The sequence below is a fragment of the Pseudonocardia oceanicola genome (assembly GCF_047200735.1).
In the GTDB taxonomy this organism is placed as follows: domain Bacteria; phylum Actinomycetota; class Actinomycetes; order Mycobacteriales; family Pseudonocardiaceae; genus Pseudonocardia.
On sequence record NZ_JBJZON010000027.1, the window covers coordinates 1 to 17,253 of the forward strand.

General features: G+C 71.7%; 12 protein-coding genes and 1 pseudogene. 3 read left to right on the forward strand and 10 right to left on the reverse strand.

Translation table 11 applies throughout. The features are described from left to right. From ACL02T_RS28465 to ACL02T_RS28475, 3 genes and pseudogenes are all read right to left on the reverse strand, one after another. A pseudogene (locus tag ACL02T_RS28465) lies at positions 1-992 on the reverse strand (hypothetical protein); the annotation flags it as partial. 8 nt (positions 993-1,000) lie between these two features. Further along, on the reverse strand, positions 1,001-1,657 hold the full coding sequence (locus ACL02T_RS28470) for a sigma-70 family RNA polymerase sigma factor (RefSeq protein ID WP_412833873.1): 657 nt from the start codon (positions 1,655-1,657) through the stop codon (positions 1,001-1,003). 398 nt (positions 1,658-2,055) lie between these two features. Further along, a complete protein-coding gene (locus ACL02T_RS28475; RefSeq protein ID WP_412833874.1) occupies positions 2,056-2,460 on the reverse strand; it encodes an alpha/beta fold hydrolase in 405 nt (134 codons plus the stop codon). 165 nt (positions 2,461-2,625) lie between these two features. Here ACL02T_RS28475 and ACL02T_RS28480 point away from each other — a divergent pair, with 165 nt between their 5' ends. Then, positions 2,626-2,934 carry an antibiotic biosynthesis monooxygenase family protein gene (locus ACL02T_RS28480; protein ID WP_412833875.1) on the forward strand — a complete coding sequence of 103 codons (309 nt, stop codon included), beginning with the start codon at positions 2,626-2,628 and terminating at the stop codon, positions 2,932-2,934. Positions 2,935-3,025: 91 nt separating this feature from the next. Beyond that, on the forward strand, positions 3,026-3,766 hold the full coding sequence (locus ACL02T_RS28485) for an SIR2 family NAD-dependent protein deacylase (protein WP_412833947.1): 741 nt from the start codon (positions 3,026-3,028) through the stop codon (positions 3,764-3,766). Positions 3,767-3,857: 91 nt separating this feature from the next. Here the strand turns inward: ACL02T_RS28485 and ACL02T_RS28490 are convergent, their stop codons facing one another. Next, entirely contained in the window at positions 3,858-4,295 is a 438-nt protein-coding gene (locus tag ACL02T_RS28490) for a DUF779 domain-containing protein (protein WP_412833876.1), read from the reverse strand. Beyond that, entirely contained in the window at positions 4,295-5,818 is a 1,524-nt protein-coding gene (gene exaC, locus ACL02T_RS28495; protein ID WP_412833877.1) for an acetaldehyde dehydrogenase ExaC, read from the reverse strand. Before exaC ends, ACL02T_RS28490 begins: the two co-directional genes overlap by 1 nt. 450 nt (positions 5,819-6,268) lie before the next feature. Between exaC and ACL02T_RS28500 the strand changes: the two genes are divergently transcribed. Continuing rightward, positions 6,269-9,940 carry a glycosyltransferase gene (locus ACL02T_RS28500; RefSeq protein WP_412833878.1) on the forward strand — a complete coding sequence of 1,224 codons (3,672 nt, stop codon included), beginning with the start codon at positions 6,269-6,271 and terminating at the stop codon, positions 9,938-9,940. A gap of 237 nt (positions 9,941-10,177) precedes the next feature. Here the strand turns inward: ACL02T_RS28500 and ACL02T_RS28505 are convergent, their stop codons facing one another. The 5 genes from ACL02T_RS28505 to lysS all read right to left on the reverse strand — a co-directional run bounded on the left by ACL02T_RS28505 (position 10,178) and on the right by lysS (position 17,233). Then, positions 10,178-11,170 (reverse strand): YihY/virulence factor BrkB family protein, encoded by a 993-nt coding sequence (locus tag ACL02T_RS28505; protein WP_412833879.1) that lies wholly within the window; start codon positions 11,168-11,170, stop codon positions 10,178-10,180. A gap of 355 nt (positions 11,171-11,525) precedes the next feature. Next, complete coding sequence (locus ACL02T_RS28510; protein WP_412833880.1) at positions 11,526-14,075, reverse strand: ATP-dependent Clp protease ATP-binding subunit; 2,550 nt, start codon at positions 14,073-14,075, stop codon at positions 11,526-11,528. 214 nt (positions 14,076-14,289) lie between these two features. Next, on the reverse strand, positions 14,290-15,153 hold the full coding sequence (locus tag ACL02T_RS28515; protein WP_412833881.1) for a siderophore-interacting protein: 864 nt from the start codon (positions 15,151-15,153) through the stop codon (positions 14,290-14,292). Positions 15,154-15,281: 128 nt separating this feature from the next. Beyond that, on the reverse strand, positions 15,282-15,629 hold the full coding sequence (locus ACL02T_RS28520) for a histone-like nucleoid-structuring protein Lsr2 (RefSeq protein WP_412833948.1): 348 nt from the start codon (positions 15,627-15,629) through the stop codon (positions 15,282-15,284). Positions 15,630-15,775: 146 nt separating this feature from the next. Further along, positions 15,776-17,233: a lysine--tRNA ligase gene (gene lysS, locus ACL02T_RS28525; protein WP_412833949.1), complete on the reverse strand. Its 1,458-nt coding sequence runs from the start codon at positions 17,231-17,233 to the stop codon at positions 15,776-15,778. Positions 17,234-17,253 lie beyond the last annotated feature (20 nt).

Here is a 17,253-nt window from a genome sequence, read left to right on the forward strand (position 1 = left end):
TGGGACCGCTCGGACTGGGACCGCTCGGACTGGGACCGCTCGGACTGGGACCGCTCGGACTGGGTGCGGTCGAGCTGGGGAGGCGGGTCGACGGCCGCGTTCGGGCCCATGGCGGCGCGTGCCAGGCTCTCGTGCCGGGCGGTCAGGGCGGCGCGGCCGTCTTCGGTGCGGACCCCGAGCAGCATCCGGCGCGCGCCGGCGAGCTGGTCCCTTGCGCCCTCGCGGTCGCCGAGCGCCAGCTCGGCCGCCGCCCGGTCGAGCCGCGCGTCGACCATCCGGGCCGCATCGACCGAGCCCACCGCCAGCGTCCCGGGCCCCTGCCCCAGCCCGGCACCGAGCAGGCACCCGACGACCAGCGCCGCCGCGGCCGCCATCGGGAGCCGACGCGCGCGGCGGTTCTCCTCCGTACTCGGCCGCACCGGCGTGAGCGAGGCCGTCGCCCCGCGCGCCCCCTCCTCGCCCGGCGCGTCCGACGCCCCCGACGGGTCCGGCCCCCCCGGCGCGTCCGATGCCCCCGACGGGTCCGGTGCTCCTGGCGCGTCCGACGCCTCCTCGCCGGGCAGAGCCCGCCGGCGCTGATCGTCCACGTGTACCGGTCCGGTCCTCGGGCAGGACGTCCCTGCGACCGGCTCCCGGCGGCCCCCCGTCTCCACGCTCTCAGGGCCCGCCGCGGCCGGCGACACCTCCGCAGCCGACACTCCGACGACCGGCATCTCCGCATCCGAGAGCTCCTCGGGCGGCTCCTCCTCGAGCGATCCAGCACGCGGACGGCGCCACTCGAGCAGCAGGTCCACGACCGGGTCGGAGCCGTAGCACTCGCGGATCCGGTCCTCGGGGAGCGCGTGCCGGCCGAGCGCGTCGAGCAGCGCGTCGTCGGCGAGGATCGCGGAGAGATCGACCGGTTCCGGGGCGCGCGGGCAGCACCCACCGGCCGCCGGCTCCTCGTCCAGGGGCCGGAGGCCGGCGGGGGTGCCGTCGCCGTCGGGGGTCATCGTGGCGATCAGCCCACTTCCGGCCGGAGCTGCCAGCCTGCGCCACCGGCGAGCATCCGGCGCAGCGCCTGGAGGGCGCGATGCTGGTTCAGCCGCACCGACTCCGGTTTCAGCGCGAGATGCTCCGCCGTCTCCCGCACCGACAGCCCCCACACCACCCGCAGCAGCAGGATCTCCCGCGCCCGCCCGGGCAACCGGCGCAGCAGCCGGTCGACCTCGGCGGCGGCGACGCGGTCCAGCGCGCTGAGCTCGGGCTGGTCGCGGCGCTCGCACCCGTCGCCCGGCTCCGGTAGCTCGGCCACGGCCCGTTCGTGGGTGCGCACCGCGGTGCTGCAGGCGCTGGCGATCCGGTGGCTCGCCACGGCGTGCACGAAGGCGAGGAAGGGCCGCCCGCGATCCTGGTAGGAGGGCAGGGCCCGCAGGAGCGCGATGCACACCTCCTGCGTCACGTCCTCCGCGGACACCGCCGATGCGTGCAGCCGGTTCTCGCAGTAGCGCAGGACCAGCGGCCGCACCAGCACGAGCAGCTCGGTCAGCGCGCGTTCGTCCCCCCGGCGAGCCGGCGCGACCAGCTCGTCGATCCGGATCCCGGGCTCCCCCGCCCGGTCCGGCACGGCCGCGGGCGAACCGTCCGCGGCCAGGGCGCTTCTCCGCTCCTGGTACATCCCCACACCTCGGGCGCGTCCCCCACCGGTGTCCCGGCTCGGGCGAACCGGGACCCCGCGGCTCGTCGGCGGGTGGCCGGCGGCGCGCAGCTCTCGACGTTGTACCCGGAATTCGCCTGCGCCCCGGCGGATTCGCGGCTCCCGAATGGAGTGGCCAGAGGCTCGCACAGCGTCGACAGAAGCCACAAGGCCATTTCTGAGGGTTCTCAGCGAGCTGGTGACGATACGAGACACGGGGGTCACGCGCGGCAACCATCGAGCCGTTGACCTGCGGTAACCCTGATCGACGAATGCGCATCCCCCAGGTACGTAATTCAGGAACCGCCGTTCGGAGCAAGACTCGGGTGACCCACTCGACGAGATCGGCCGGAAACGCAGCGCAGCCGCAAATCCGGCCGTCACCGGCACAAGGGGAGAAAGCCCTCCACCAGTCCGAGGAACGCCTTCTCGTCGGCGTGCACCAGATGCCCCGTTCCGGGCAGCACGTGGTGCCGGGCTCCCAGCCGTTCCGCCATCGCCACCATCTGGCCGGGTGGGACGACGGATTCCTCCGCCTCGATCAGCAGCGCAGGACAGCGGACGGCGTCGAGGTCGGCCCACCGGGCCTCCCGCGTCCAGCCCGCGGCGAGCTCCAGGGCGTCCCGGATCTCGGTGAGCAGACGCAGCCCGTCGGCCCGTTCCTCCACGCACTCGGCCATGTGGTCGCCGAGCTCGCGGCGGGGGTGACCGAAGGCCTCGCGGACGACCCGGAGGCAGGCGAACGGCTGCGGCACGGCCCCGAACCACGCGGCCAGATCGGCCATCGCCGCCCGACGGCGGACCACCAGGTCGACGCCCGGCCGATGAGCCCGTGCAGCAGCAGGACGGGCAGGCCCTCTCCCCCGAACTCGACGACCGCGAGACGAGTCCCGTCGGACGTCCGTACCGCTCGGCGCCCCTCCATCACCGGTGAGGCTAACGTGGGACACATGGCCGTCGTGAAGATCAACGCAATCCAGGTGCCCGAGGGCGCGGGACCCGAGCTCGAGAAGCGGTTCGCCAACCGCAAGCACGCCGTCGACGGACAGCCGGGTTTCCTGGGCTTCCAGCTGCTCCGTCCGGTCGCCGGCGACACCCGGTACTTCGTGGTGACCACCTGGGAGACCGAGGAGGACTTCCAGAAGTGGCGTCAGGGCCCGGCCGTGGAGGCGCACTCCGGGCAGCACGACCCGAACGCGGGCCCCAAGCCCGTCGCGAGCGGGGCGGACCTGCTGGAGTTCGAGGTCGTGGAGCTCTGATCCGCGCTTGACCGACCTCGACCCGGCGATCGACGCGGCCGTCGGGCTCCTCCGTGGGGCCGAGGCGCTGCTCGTGTGCGCCGGTGCCGGGATGGGCGTCGACTCCGGGCTGCCGGACTTCCGCGGCACCGAGGGCTTCTGGCGGGCCTACCCGCCCTACGAGGCCCTCGGGCTGCGGTTCGAGGAGATCGCCGACCCGGTGCACTTCGCCGACGACCCCGCCCTGGCGTGGGGCTTCTACGGGCACCGGCTCGCGCTCTACCGCGCGACCGTGCCGCACGAGGGCTTCGCGGTCCTGCGCCGGTGGGCCGGGGGCCGGCCGACCCGGGTGTTCACCTCGAACGTCGACGGGCAGTTCCAGGAGGCGGGGTTCGCCGAGCCGGACGTCGCCGAGGTGCACGGCTCGATCCACCACCTGCAGTGCCTGCGCGGGTGCGGGCAGCCGATCTGGCCGGCCGCCGGGGTCGAGGTCGACGTGGACCCGGTGTCGATGCGGGCCCGCGAGCCGTTGCCCGCCTGCCCGCGCTGCGGCGGGCTCGCGCGGCCCAACATCCTGATGTTCGGCGACTGGTCCTGGGACCCGGCGCGCTCGGGTCCGAGGCTGCAGGATCTGCACGAGTGGATCCGTGCGCACCGCCGCGGCCTCGCCGTCGTCGAGATCGGCGCGGGCACCGCCGTGCCCACGGTGCGCCGCGAGGCGGAGCTGGCGAGCGCCGCGACCGGCGCCCTGGTGCGGATCAACGTCCGCGAGCCGCAGGTCCGGCACGGCCGCGGCGCCGGAATCGCCGCCCCCGCCGCCGCGACCCTGAAGGTCCTCGACAGCCTCCTGTGATCGCCCGACCCTGACATGCACGAACGGCACTTTCGTGCGGTAGGTCCGCACAAAAGTGCCGTTCGTGCAATCAGGCCGGGCGCTCGGGCCGTCAGACCGAGTCCTTCAGCCTCGCCCACTCCTCGTCGGTGAACAGCCGCGAGCGGATCAGGAACCGGACGCCCTCGGGCGCCTCGACCGAGAACCCGCTACCGCGCCCCTTCACCACGTCGACGGTGAGATGGGTGTGCTTCCAGTGCCCGTACTGCGACGCCGACATCCAGAAGCCGATCGGCCTCGCCAGACCCTCGACGACCAGGTCGCCCAGGTGGACGTCCTGCCCGCCGATCGTGAAGTCGCCGTCCGGGTAGCACATCGGCGCACTGCCGTCGCAGCACCCGCCGGACTGGTGGAACATCAGCGGGCCGTGGATCTCGGTGAGCCTGACCAGCAGCTCCGCCGCCGCCGGCGTCAGCGCCACCCGCTCGGTGCCCGAGCCGGGAACCTCGGCGACCGGCGCCTCGGCACGGTCGACCGCGGAGTCGCCCATCAGAAGAAGCCCTGGGCGTTCTCGGAGTAGCTGACCAGCATGTTCTTGGTCTGCTGGTAGTGGTCGAGCATCATCTTGTGGTTCTCGCGGCCGATGCCGGACTGCTTGTAGCCGCCGAACGCCGCGTGCGCCGGGTAGGCGTGGTAGTTGTTCACCCACACCCGGCCCGCCTGGATGTCGCGGCCCGCGCGGTAGGCGGTGTTGCCGTTGCGGGACCAGACGCCGGCACCGAGGCCGTACAGGGTGTCGTTGGCGATGGTGATGGCGTCGTCGTAGTCCGAGAACCGGGCCACCGACACGACCGGGCCGAAGATCTCCTCCTGGAAGATCCGCATGGTGTTGGTGCCCTCGAAGACCGTCGGCTGGATGTAGTAGCCGCCGGCCAGCTCGCCGCCGAGGTCGGCCCTCTCGCCACCGGTGAGGACCTTCGCGCCCTCCTGGCGGCCGATGTCGATGTAGCTCAGGATCTTCTCGAACTGGTCGTTCGACGCCTGGGCACCGATCATCGTCTCGGTGTCGAGCGGGTGGCCCTGCTTGATCTGCTCGATCCGCTTGACGGCCTGCTGCAGGAACTCCTCGTAGATGCCGCCCTGGATCAGCGCGCGGGACGGGCAGGTGCAGACCTCGCCCTGGTTGAGGGCGAACATCGCGAAGCCCTCGAGCGCCTTGTCGTAGAAGGCGTCGTTGGCCGAGGCGACGTCGTCGAAGAAGATGTTCGGGCTCTTGCCGCCCAGCTCCAGGGTGACCGGGATCAGGTTCTCCGACGCGTACTGCATGATCAGCCGGCCGGTCGTGGTCTCACCGGTGAAGGCGATCTTGCGGATGCGGTTCGACGACGCCAGCGGCTTGCCCGCCTCGACACCGAACCCGTTGACGACGTTGACCACGCCGGGGGGCAGCAGGTCGGCGACGGTCTCCATCAGCACGTGGATGGACGCGGGGGTCTGCTCGGCGGGCTTGAGGACGACCGCGTTGCCGGCCGCGAGGGCGGGCGCCAGCTTCCAGATCGCCATCAGGATCGGGAAGTTCCACGGGATGATCTGGCCGACGACGCCGAGCGGCTCGTGGAAGTGGTAGGCGATCGTGTTGTCGTCGATCTCCGAGATGCCGCCCTCCTGCCCGCGCACGGCACCGGCGAAGTAGCGGAGGTGGTCGATCGCGAGCGGGATGTCGGCGGCCAGGGTCTCGCGGCAGGCCTTGCCGTTCTCCCAGGACTCGGCGATGGCGATCTTCTCGAGGTTCGCCTCGATCCGGTCGGCCATCTTGTTCAGGATGTTCGCGCGCTCGGCGACGGAGGTCTTCCCCCATGCCGGGGCGGCGGCGTGCGCCGCGTCCAGGGCCTTCTCGACGTCCTCGGACGTCCCGCGCGCGACCTCGGTGAACGTCTGTCCCGTGATCGGGGTCGGGTTCTCGAAGTACCGGCCCTTCGCAGGGGGCACGTACTCGCCGCCGATGAAATGGTCGTAGCGAGGCTTGAAGCTGACGACGCTGTCCGCGTCACCGGGGTTGGCGTACTTGGCCATGTCCGTCCTTCCGATCTTCCACGACGTCGGGGTCCCACTCGGTGAGGCCGGACGATAGGAAGGCGGGGGTTGCCGCCGCGTTGCACGCAGATGCGGACCTACCCGAACGGACAGTCCGAACGGGCGGAGGCGACTCAGGATCGCCTGCCCTCCAGCTCGGATCGGCCGAGATGCGCCTCGAGACCTGGATCGGGTGGGCGAGCGCCTGCCCAGCCGACCTGGGGCACCGGGTCGTCCTGCGCCACAGGCTTCACCCTGTGTGGCTGTTTTGTCCTGTTCATCCCATGGTACTCCCCCGCTCGGGCTCCCCCGTACACCCGTGCAGCGCAAAGACGACGGGATACGCATCACGCCGTGTAACAGGGCTCGCCACGAGGTCGAAAGTCGAGTGACAGGCCGCTGCCCGGACCCCGCCGGCGCGGCGCTCCCCCCTGTCGGGAAAGGTTCGCCGTGCCCCGCCCCCGTGCGACGGTCCGGCCCGCGCCGTCGTGGTTGCTGGTCGGCTCGCTCCTCGCCGCCTTCCTCGTCGTGCTCGTCGTCTGCGGACTGACCGCCGGCAGGATCGGCAACGACGCGACCGGTGCGCACGAGGAGGTCGCGTCCGACCAGGTCCCCGACGAGGTCCTCTCGGGCGGCCCGATCATCGACGGCCAGCACGACCCGGTGCGCTCGACGCGCATCCCGAACGGCACCGTCGTCCTCACCTTCGACGACGGCCCGGACCCGACCTGGACGCCGCAGGTCCTGGCGATCCTGCGCAAACACCACGTGCCCGGCACCTTCTTCGTCGTCGGCTCGATGTCCACCCGGTACCCGGAGCTGATCAAGGAGATCCACGACTCGGGCTCCGAGCTCGGCGTCCACTCCTTCTCGCACCCGGACCTCGGCACCTCGCCGACCTGGCGGGTCGAGCGCGAGATGATCGAGACCCAGCTCGCCATCCAGGGCGCGACCGGCACGTCGACCTACCTGATGCGGCCGCCGTACTCGTCCAGCTCCTCGGCCCTCGACGACATCGGCTACCAGACCGTCAAGCAGGTCGGGGCGATGGGCTACCTGACGGTGCTGACCGACGTCGACGGCGAAGACTGGAAGCGGCCCGGGGTCGACCAGATCGTCCGCAACTCGACGCCGGCGGACGGCACCGGCGGCACCATCCTCCTGCACGACTCCGGCGGCGACCGCACCCAGACCATCGCGGCGCTCGACCGGCTCATCCCCGAGCTCCAGGCGGCGGGCTACACGTTCGACACGGTCGCCGGCGCGATGAACCTGCCGCCCGCCCCCGCGGCGGACACCACCGACGTCCTCCTCGGGAAGCTCCTGCTCGGCGTGGTCGGGGCCGCCTGGTGGATCTCCGACGCCGCGCGCTGGCTGCTCGCCGGGGTCGCGGTGCTGGTCGTCCTGCGGCTGGTGCTGATGGTCGTGGCCGCCCGCCGGCACGACAAGCGGCGCCGCGACCCGGACTGGGCGTGGGGGCCGACGTACCGCAACCCCGTGTCGGTGATCGTCCCGGCCTACAACGAGTCGAAGAACATCGAGGCGACCGTGCGGTCGATCCTCGCGAACGACCATCCGCTCGAGGTGATCGTCGTCGACGACGGCTCGTCCGACGGCACGGCCGAGCTCGTCGAGTCGCTGAACCTGCCACGGGTGCGGGTGGTCCGCCAGCTCAACGCGGGCAAGCCGGCCGCCCTCAACACCGGCACGGCCAACGCGCGGTACGAGGTCGTCGTGATGATGGACGGCGACACGGTCTTCGAGCCCGACACCGTACGGCACCTCGCGCAGCCGTTCGCGGACCCGCGGGTGGGCGCGGTCGCGGGCAACGTGAAGGTCGCCAACACCGAGACCCTGATCGGCCGGCTGCAGCACGTCGAGTACGTGGTCGGGTTCGGCATCGACCGGCGGGTGCAGGACACGACGTCGTCGATCACCACGATCCCCGGCGCCGCCGGCGCCTTCCGCAAGGAGGCGCTGCGCGAGGTCGGCGGCCTGTCCGACGACACGCTCGCCGAGGACACCGACCTCACGATCGCCCTGGGCCGGGCGGGCTGGAAGGTCGTGTTCGAGGACCGGGCGCTCGCCTGGACCGAGGCGCCCGCCACCGCCGGCCAGCTCTGGCGACAGCGTTACCGGTGGAGCTACGGGACCATGCAGGCCGTCTGGAAGCACCGGCGGGCGCTGCGCGAGCCGGGGTCCTTCGGCTGGTTGGGCCTGGCGCACGTGCTGTTGTTCCAGATCATGCTGCCGCTCTCCGCACCGCTGGTGGACATCTTCCTGCTGTACGGGCTGCTCTTCGAGGACCCCGCGACCACGCTGCTGCTGTGGAGCCTGATGATGGGGCTGCAGGTCGCGGCCGGCATCTACGCCTTCCACGTCGACGGCGAGCCCAAGGGCGCGCTGTGGGTGCTGCCGGTGCAGCAGTTCGTCTACCGGCAGCTGATGTACGTGGTGCTCGTACAGTCCGTGGTCAGCGCGATCAGCGGGGTCCGCGTGCGTTGGCAGAAGCTCAAGCGCACGGGCGCGGTCGACGCGTTGCTCTCCCCACAGGCCTCCCCCGCCCCGGTGCCGACTCCCGGCACGGCCGGGAAGCACCCGTCGTTCCCCGAGCTGCCGGCCGTGTCGTCGCCGACCAGGGTCGCCGCCGTCCCGGCGCCGCGACCCGGCGGCTCGGTCGACGGCTCGATCGACGGCGGAGGCCTCGGGTCACCGCTCCCCGCCCCCGCCGCGCGACCGCGGGGCCGGGAGCGGTGGCTCGACACGCTGCGCGGGCTCGCCCTGGTCCGGGTCGTCGTCTACCACGCGCTGGGGCTCGGCTGGCTGTCGATCGTCTTCCCGTCGATGGGCGTGATGTTCGCGCTGGGCGGATCGCTGATGGTGCAGTCGATGCGGAAGACCCCGGCGATCGACGTCCTCGGGCACCGGATCCGTCGCCTCCTGCCGCCGCTGTGGCTGATGGCCGTGATCGTCGTGCCGATCATGGTGTGGCAGGGCTGGGCCGCCGAGGGCGCCGACGGGGAGAGCCCGGGCAACGGCATCCCCTGGACCGAGCTGCTCTGGTGGGTCTTCCCGCTCATGGACCCGCCGGGTAGCGAGTGGGGCGTCGACACCGTCGAGGTGCTCTGGTATCTGCGCGCCTACCTGTGGTTCGTGCTGCTCACGCCGGTGATGCTGAAGGCGTTCCGGAAGAGCCCGGTGATCAGCGTGCTGGTCCCGCTCGCCCTGGTGGTCGTCGACGGCCTGCTCGGCTCGCCGCTGTCCGGGGCCAGCGGGCTCGGTGCCGGCCTGCTCGACTTCGTGACCTTCGGCGCCTGCTGGATGCTCGGCTTCGCGCACCGCGAGGGCATGATCCGCAAGCTGCCGCTGCCGGCCCTGCTCGGGCTCGCCGCCGCCGGCATCGCCGCCGGGATGTTCTGGGCGGTCGGGCACCCGTCGGAGGAGGCCGGGATCGACCTCAACGAGATCCCCATGGCGCAGGCGCTGGTCTCCGCCGGGTTCGTGCTGCTCGCGTTGCGGATCAACCCGAGCATGGGCTGGGTCGACAAGGTGCCGGGGCTCGGCCGGCTGATCGCCGTGGTCAACGCCCGGGCGATCACGATCTACCTGGTGAACAACCCGGCGATCGACGCCGCCGCGTGGGCGAACGACCGGCTGGGGCTGCCCGACTCCGGAGGCATGCTCCTGCTGAGCTCGGTGGTGCTCATCGTGCTCGGCGTAGCCGGCTTCGGCTGGGTGGAGGACCTCGCCGCCCGCCGGCCGCTGCAGATCCTGCCCGGCGGGAAGCGCGCCGCGGCGGCACGGCGGAAGACCGAGGAGGCCGTGCGCCAGGGCCCGGTGATGCGGCCGCGCACGCTCGCCGAAGCCACCGCCCGGCGGATCGCCGAGATGCCCGCGACCGAGGTGCTGCCCGCGGTCCCGCGCCAGGAGGTGCACGCCGGCGGGGTGACCGGCCCGGGGCGGGCGGCCGGCGTCGGACCGATGGGCGCCGTTCCCGGCCCAGGCCCTGCCCCCGGCGCGCCGCCGCCGTGGACCGCGGCGCGGGAGTGGCCTCCGAGCCTGCAGCAACACCCGCACGCCCGACCCGGGCCGCCCCGCCCCCCACTGCCCCGCCAGGGCTGAGCGAGGCCCGGGCACGAGCCCCCGGGTATTCGCTCCACCCGAAGCACCCGCGAGTCGCGCCGTGAGCTCCCGCGAGTCGGGGTGTGGGCTCCCGCGAGTCGCGCCGTGAGCTCCCGCGAGTCGCGCCGTGAGCTCCCGCGAGTCGGGGTGTGAGCTCCCGCGAGTCGCGCTGGGAGCCGCGAGTCCTGCTGAGGCCGGGGGCTGCGCCGAGCCCTCGATGTGGCTCGACGCTCCATCTCACGGGGCCGAGGAGCCCGGGGTCGGGTCGAGGTGGTCGGGGATGCCGTCCTCGTCCGTGTCGGGCAGGCGGGGGTCGTCCTGCCCCGCGCGGACGGCCTCCAACTGCGCTGCGAGAGCGAAGCCGGCCAGCAGGGCGATACCGGTGACGTTCGCCCAGAGCAACAACGCCATGATCGCCGTCAGCGGGCCGTACGTCTCGTCGAAGTTCTCGCCCAGCACCACGTAGCCGGCGAGGAGCATCGAGCCCGCCAACCACGCCAGCACGGTCACGGTGCCGCCCACCACGAGCCAGCTCAGCCCCGGTTGACGACGTCGCGGGGCGAACCGGAGCAACGCCGTGACCGCCACGACCAGCGCGGCGAGGCCGGCGGGCCAGCGGAGGACGTCCCAGATCTCCTCGGCCAGACCGCCCCAGTGGTAGACCTGCTCCATCGCTTCGCCGAACGGCTCGCCCGCGACGATGAGCAGCAGACCGATGGCCATCGCCACGCCGGCCGTGGCCGTCAGCACCGCCGCGCGGCCGTACTTGCGGAGGGCGGGCCGGTCGCGCTCGGTCCCGTAGATCCGGTTCGCGCCGCGCTCCAGTTGCGCGAACGCCGAGGTGGCTGCCAGGAACGCCGTCAGCAGCGCCAGCGCCACGACGATTTCGCCGCGTTCTTCGCCCTCGCCCTCGACGGCCTGCTGGACGAGCTGATCACTGCTGCCGGGGGAGATGGCCACGACGGCCCGCGCGACGACCTCCGAGAACGACTCCGCACCGAGCGCGGTCGCCAATCCGGCACCGGCGATGACGAGTGGCACCGCCGCCAGGGCGAGCTGCAGCGCGAAGGCACGGGCGTGGGAGAAGCCGTCGCCGTAGCGGAACCGCACGAACCCGGTGAGGAGGAGGTGGCGCAGGCCGTAGCGGCGGACGGTGTGCCAGGCGTCGTCCGCGGAGAGCAGCTCGCCGGACATCAGCTCGGTCTCCGGGACCGCGCGAACCGAGCTCATGGGGCCACGGTATCCACGGTGAGCCGGTCGCGCCGTCGGCGGTGGTGCACGTCCCTCCGGGTCGCCGGGCACCCGACTCGGCGGAGCTCACAGCGCGACTCGCGGAAGCCCACAGCGCGACTCGCAGGAGGCCACAGCGCGACTCACAGAAGCCCACAGCGCGACTCACAGAAGCTCACAGCGCGACTCACAGAAGCCCACAGCGCGACTCACAGAAGCCCACAGCGCGACTCACAGAAGCCCACAGCGCGACTCGCGGGAGGCCACAGCGCGACTCGCGGGGAGGGGGACCGGAGAACGGCGGCGGCCCGCCTTCCCGGGGGAAGGCGGGCCGCCGTCGGGTCCTGCGTGGGTCCTACTCCTCGCCGCCACCGGCGGCGATGTCGACCGGCGGAGCGTCCGGGACGCCGGAGGCCGGGCGGGGCTCACCGCGGAAGGTGAACGTCGCCTTGTCGTCGTGCGCCGGGTTGCCCTCGGGCACGGACTCGTCGATGCCCTCGACGTCGACGATCACGATCTGCCCCGGCTCGACCTCGCCGAACAGGATCTTCTCGGACAGCTGGTCCTCGATCTCCCGCTGGATGGTCCGGCGCAGCGGCCGGGCGCCCAGCACCGGGTCGAACCCGCGGCGGGCCAGCAGGCCCTTGGCGGCGTCCGTGAGCTCGATCGCCATGTCCTTGTTGGCGAGCGCGCTCTCCACCCGCTGGATCATCAGGTCGACCATCTCGATGATCTGCGGCTGGGTGAGCTGGTGGAAGACGATGATGTCGTCGATGCGGTTCAAGAACTCCGGGCGGAAGTGCTTCTTCAGCTCGTCGTTGACCTTGGTCTTCATCCGCTCGTAGTTCGACTGCTCGTCGTTGCCCGACGCGAAGCCGAGGCCCACGGCCTTCGAGATGTCCTGGGTGCCCAGGTTCGAGGTGAAGATCAGCACCGTGTTCTTGAAGTCGACGGTGCGACCCTGACCGTCCGTGAGGCGGCCGTCCTCGAGGACCTGCAGGAGCGTGTTGTAGATCTCCTGGTGGGCCTTCTCGATCTCGTCGAACAGCACGACCGAGAACGGCTTGCGCCGCACCTTCTCGGTCAGCTGGCCGCCCTCCTCGTAGCCCACGTACCCGGGAGGGGCACCGAAGAGCCGCGAGGCGGTGTAGCGGTCGTGGAACTCGCCCATGTCGATCTGGATGAGCGCGTCGTCCTCGCCGAAGAGGAAGTTCGCCAGCGCCTTGGACAGCTCGGTCTTACCGACACCGGACGGGCCGGCGAAGATGAACGAGCCGGACGGGCGCTTCGGGTCCTTCAGACCGGCACGCGTACGGCGGATCGCCTGCGCGACCGACTTGACGGCCTCCTCCTGCCCGATGATCCGCTTGTGGAGCTCGTCCTCCATCTTGAGCAGCCGGGAGGTCTCCTCCTCGGTCAGCTTGAAGACGGGGATGCCGGTCCAGTTCGCGAGGACCTCGGCGATCTGCTCGTCGTCGACCTCCGCCACGACGTCCAGGTCGCCGGACTTCCACTGCTTCTCGCGCTCCGACTTCTGTGCGAGCAGCTGCTTCTCCGAGTCCCGCAGGTGCGCGGCGCGCTCGAAGTCCTGCGCGTCGATCGCGGACTCCTTGTCCCGGCGGACGTTCGCGATCTTCTCGTCGAACTCCCGCAGATCCGGCGGGGCGGTCATCCGGCGGATGCGCATCCGGGCGCCGGCCTCGTCGATCAGGTCGATCGCCTTGTCCGGCAGGTAGCGGTCGGAGATGTAGCGGTCGGCCAGCGTGGCCGCGGCGACCAGCGCAGGGTCGGTGATGGTGACCCGGTGGTGCGCCTCGTAGCGGTCCCGGAGGCCCTTGAGGATCTCGATGGTGTGCGTGACGCTCGGCTCGCCCACCTGGATCGGCTGGAAGCGGCGCTCCAGGGCCGGGTCCTTCTCGACGTACTTGCGGTACTCGTCGAGCGTGGTGGCGCCGATGGTCTGAAGCTCGCCACGGGCGAGCATCGGCTTGAGGATCGACGCGGCGTCGATCGCGCCCTCGGCGGCACCCGCACCCACCAGGGTGTGGATCTCGTCGATGAACAAGATGATGTCGCCGCGCGTGCGGATCTCCTTGAGCACCTTCTTCAGGCGCTCCTCGAAGTCACCGCGGTACCGGGAGCCGGCGACCAGGGAGCCCAGGTCGAGCGTGTAGAGCTGCTTGTCCTTCAGGGTCTCCGGGACCTCGCCCTTGACGATGCCCTGGGCCAGCCCCTCGACGACGGCCGTCTTGCCGACGCCGGGCTCGCCGATGAGGACCGGGTTGTTCTTGGTCCTCCGGGAGAGGACCTGCATGACCCGCTCGATCTCCTTCTCCCGGCCGATGACCGGGTCCAGCTTGCCCTCGCGGGCCTGCTGGGTGAGGTTGCGACCGAACTGGTCGAGGACGAGGGAGGACGACGGGGTGCCCTCGCCGCGGCCGGTGGAGGCCTCGGCGGGTTCCTTGCCCTGGTAGCCGGACAGCAGCTGGAGGACCTGCTGACGGACGCGGTTGAGGTCGGCTCCCAGCTTGACCAGGACCTGTGCCGCGACGCCCTCGCCCTCGCGGATCAGGCCGAGCAGGATGTGCTCGGTGCCGATGTAGTTGTGGCCGAGCTGCAGCGCCTCGCGCAGCGACAGCTCCAGCACCTTCTTCGCCCGAGGCGTGAACGGGATGTGACCCGACGGTGCCTGCTGGCCCTGGCCGATGATCTCCTCGACCTGCTGCCGCACGCCCTCCAGGGCGATCCCGAGCGACTCGAGCGCCTTCGCGGCCACACCCTCGCCCTCGTGGATCAGGCCAAGGAGGATGTGCTCGGTGCCGATGTAGTTGTGGTTGAGCATCCTGGCCTCTTCCTGCGCCAGGACGACAACACGCCTTGCTCGGTCGGTGAACCTCTCGAACATTCGCACTCCTTGCCTGCTGCGCCCACACGTGCGACGCGTCCAGCATCCCTGTGACACTGCGCCGCGGACGCCCCATACCACTGTATCGGTCGCCGACCGGTCGGCGCCTCCGCCGCGGCCCCGCGTAACGCGCACGGTACGCACCGACACCGACACAACGGCGTCGGCGGCCCGTCAATTCCCGGTCGGGCGCCGTTCAGCCCTGCGCGAACGGTCAGGCGTCCCCACCTGCGACGATCGTTCGGGCCGACGTGCCGGACGGGGCCCGTTCGGCCTCCTCCAGCCGGGCCTGCTCCTGCTTGTCGACGCGGAATCCCTCCTCGTCCCGACCGCGCCGCCAGTAGCCCGAGACGGACAGGGCGTCCCGGTCGACGCCGCGCTCGCGCAGGAGGTGCCGACGGACCTCGCGGACCTCGGCCGCCTCGCCGTGCACGAACGCGTGCACCCGCCCGGCCGGGAACTCCAGCTCCCGGACCGCCCCGACCAGTGCGCCCGCGCCGTCGTCCACCGCCCCGGCCCGGTGCAGCCAGCGCAGCCGCAGGTCACCGCTGCACGGCAGGTCCTGGTGATCGGCCTCGTCCTGCACCTGGACGATCGCGTGCACCGGCACGCCGGCGGGGATGCGCTCCAGCGCGGCGCCGATCGCGGGCAGCGCCGCCTCGTCGCCGACGAGCAGGTGCCAGTCGGCCCCCGGGTCGGGCGCGTAGGCCCCGCCCGGCCCGAGCAGGCGCACCCGGTCGCCGGGGCGCGCCGAGGCGGCCCACGGACCGGCGAGACCGCTGTCGCCGTGGTGCACGAAGTCGATCGTCAACTCGCCCGCGGCGGGGTCGAACGCGCGCACCGTGTAGGTCCGCAGCCGCGGCCACTCCTCGCGCGGGTGGTCCCGCCGGACGGCCTTCATGTCGAGCGGCTCGGCGTAGTCGACGCCCGGCATCGGAAACAGGATCTTCACGTAGCGATCGGTGAACGGGGTGTCGGGGAACGACGCGAGCTCGGGCCCGGCGGCGACGATCCGCACCATGTGCGGGCCGATCCGCTCGGTGCGCGCGACCTCGAGGGTGGTCAGGCGGCGTGCCACGGGGGTACCTCCGGGAGCGTGTGGTCCTTCGCGCCACGCTACGCCGAGAGCGAGGTGAGGCAACCCTTACTTCCGGTGCGCGGAAGGGCCGGCCGGGTGCTCCCCGACCGGCCCTCCATGTGCCGCGCTCAGTTCTCCTGGTGGTAGGCCTCCAGCACCTCGGCCGGGATCCGGCCGCGGTCGGAGACCTTCATCCCACGCTTGCGGGCCCAGTCGCGGATGGCCTGGTTCTGCTCGCGGTCGATCGACGGCCGCCGGTTGGCCCCGCCCGACGACGACCCGCCCCCGCCGCGGCGCCGCCCGGAGGCTCGCCGTGCGGCACCCACGTAGGACGCCAACGCGTCCCGCAACTTGCTCGCGTTCGCCGTCGACAGGTCGATCTCGTAGCTCTTCCCGTCGATGCCGAACTCGACGGTCTCGTCGGCCTTCTCGCCGTCGAGGTCATCGATCAGCTTGATCTCGCGGATCTGCGCCACCGCCGCAGCCTCCTGGTTCAAATAGTTCTCCGCTGAATGCACGGCAACGCCGTCGCGGGAATATAACGCAATTCCCGAGAGCGTGTCGAGCAGGGTCCATCCACTCCGGAATCTCTCAGCGAAATCCGGAGGATGTACGGCGGCGCTCAGCCCTCGGAGCGGACCAGCGGGAAGAGGATGGTCTCCCGGATTCCCACGCCGGTCAGGGTCATGAGCAGCCGGTCGACGCCCATTCCCATGCCGCCGGTCGGGGGCATTCCGTACTCCATGGCCCTCAGGAAGTCCTCGTCGAGCTGCATGGCCTCGGGGTCGCCCTTGGCCGCGAGCAACGACTGGGCGTGCAGCCGCGCGCGCTGCTCGACCGGGTCGACCAGTTCGGAGTAGGCGGTCGCCAGCTCGTGCCCGAAGACGATGAGGTCCCAGGCCTCCGCCAGGCGCGGGTCGTCGCGGTGCCGGCGGGTCAGCGGCCGGACCTCGACCGGGTAGTCCCGGACGAACGTCGGCTCCTGCAGCGTGTGCTCGACCAACTTCTCGAACAGCTCCAGCACGATTTCGCCGGCGCCCCACGAATCCTGCAGTGCCACGTCGTGCGTCGCCGCGATCTTCCGCAGTTCCTCCACCGACGTGTCGGGGGTCACCGATTCCCCGACCGCGGTGGCGACGGATTCGTGCAGCGTGACCGAGCGCCACTCCCCGCCGAGATCGTGCTCCGACCCGTCCGCGTGACGCACGACGGTGGATCCGAACACGGCGCGTACACATTCCTGGACGAGTTCCCGGGTGAGAACGGCCATGTCGTCGTAGGTGGCGTAGGCCTGGTACGCCTCGAGCATCGCGAACTCGGGTGAATGGGTTGAGTCGATCCCCTCGTTGCGGAAGACCCGGTTGAGCTCGAAAACGCGCTCGATCCCGCCGACCACCGCCCGCTTGAGGAACAGCTCGGGGGCGATGCGCAGGTACAGGTCCGTGTCGATGGCGTTCGCGTGCGTGACGAACGGGCGCGCGGTGGCCCCGCCGTGCAGCAGCTGCAGCATCGGCGTCTCGACCTCGACGTAGTCCCGGGCCTCGAACTCCCGGCGCAGGGTCCGCAACACCGTGGAGCGCGCCCGGACCATCTCGCGCGCCTGCGGGCGCATGATCAGGTCGACGTAACGCTGCCGGACGCGGGTCTCCTCGGACAGGTCGCTGTGGGTGTTGGGCAGCGGACGGACGGACTTGGCGGCCATCGCCCACGAGTCCGCGAGGACCGAGAGCTCCCCCCGTCGGGAGGTGATGATCTCGCCCGTGACGCTCACGTGATCACCGAGGTCGACCTGGGCCTTCCAGCGGGCGAGCTCGTCGGCTCCCACCTTCGCCAGGCTCAGCATGGCCTGCAGCTCGGTCCCGTCGCCCGCCACGAGCGTCGCGAAGCAGAGCTTGCCCGTGTTGCGCAGGAACAGCACCCGGCCGGCGACCGTCACGACCTCGCCGGTCGCGGTGTCCGGCGGCAGATCGGGGTGGGCCTCGCGCACGGCGCGCAGCGTGTGGGTGCGCGGCACCAGCACGGGGTACGGGTCGACGCCCGCCTCCAGCATGTCCGCGCGCTTCTTCGCGCGGACCTGCATCTGCTCGGGCAGGTCGTCGG

Bases quoted from the DNA above. Each gene is read 5' to 3' on its own strand.
- ACL02T_RS28475 (WP_412833874.1), bottom strand. From the start codon at position 2,460: ATGGCCGATCTGGCCGCGTGGTTCGGGGCCGTGCCGCAGCCGTTCGCC.
- ACL02T_RS28470 (WP_412833873.1), bottom strand. From the start codon at position 1,657: ATGTACCAGGAGCGGAGAAGCGCCCTGGCCGCGGACGGTTCGCCCGCG.
- ACL02T_RS28485 (WP_412833947.1), top strand. From the start codon at position 3,026: ATGGGCGTCGACTCCGGGCTGCCGGACTTCCGCGGCACCGAGGGCTTC.
- ACL02T_RS28480 (WP_412833875.1), top strand. From the start codon at position 2,626: ATGGCCGTCGTGAAGATCAACGCAATCCAGGTGCCCGAGGGCGCGGGA.
- ACL02T_RS28510 (WP_412833880.1), bottom strand. From the start codon at position 14,075: ATGTTCGAGAGGTTCACCGACCGAGCAAGGCGTGTTGTCGTCCTGGCG.
- ACL02T_RS28505 (WP_412833879.1), bottom strand. From the start codon at position 11,170: ATGAGCTCGGTTCGCGCGGTCCCGGAGACCGAGCTGATGTCCGGCGAG.
- exaC (WP_412833877.1), bottom strand. From the start codon at position 5,818: ATGGCCAAGTACGCCAACCCCGGTGACGCGGACAGCGTCGTCAGCTTC.
- lysS (WP_412833949.1), bottom strand. From the start codon at position 17,233: ATGCAGGTCCGCGCGAAGAAGCGCGCGGACATGCTGGAGGCGGGCGTC.
- ACL02T_RS28490 (WP_412833876.1), bottom strand. From the start codon at position 4,295: ATGGGCGACTCCGCGGTCGACCGTGCCGAGGCGCCGGTCGCCGAGGTT.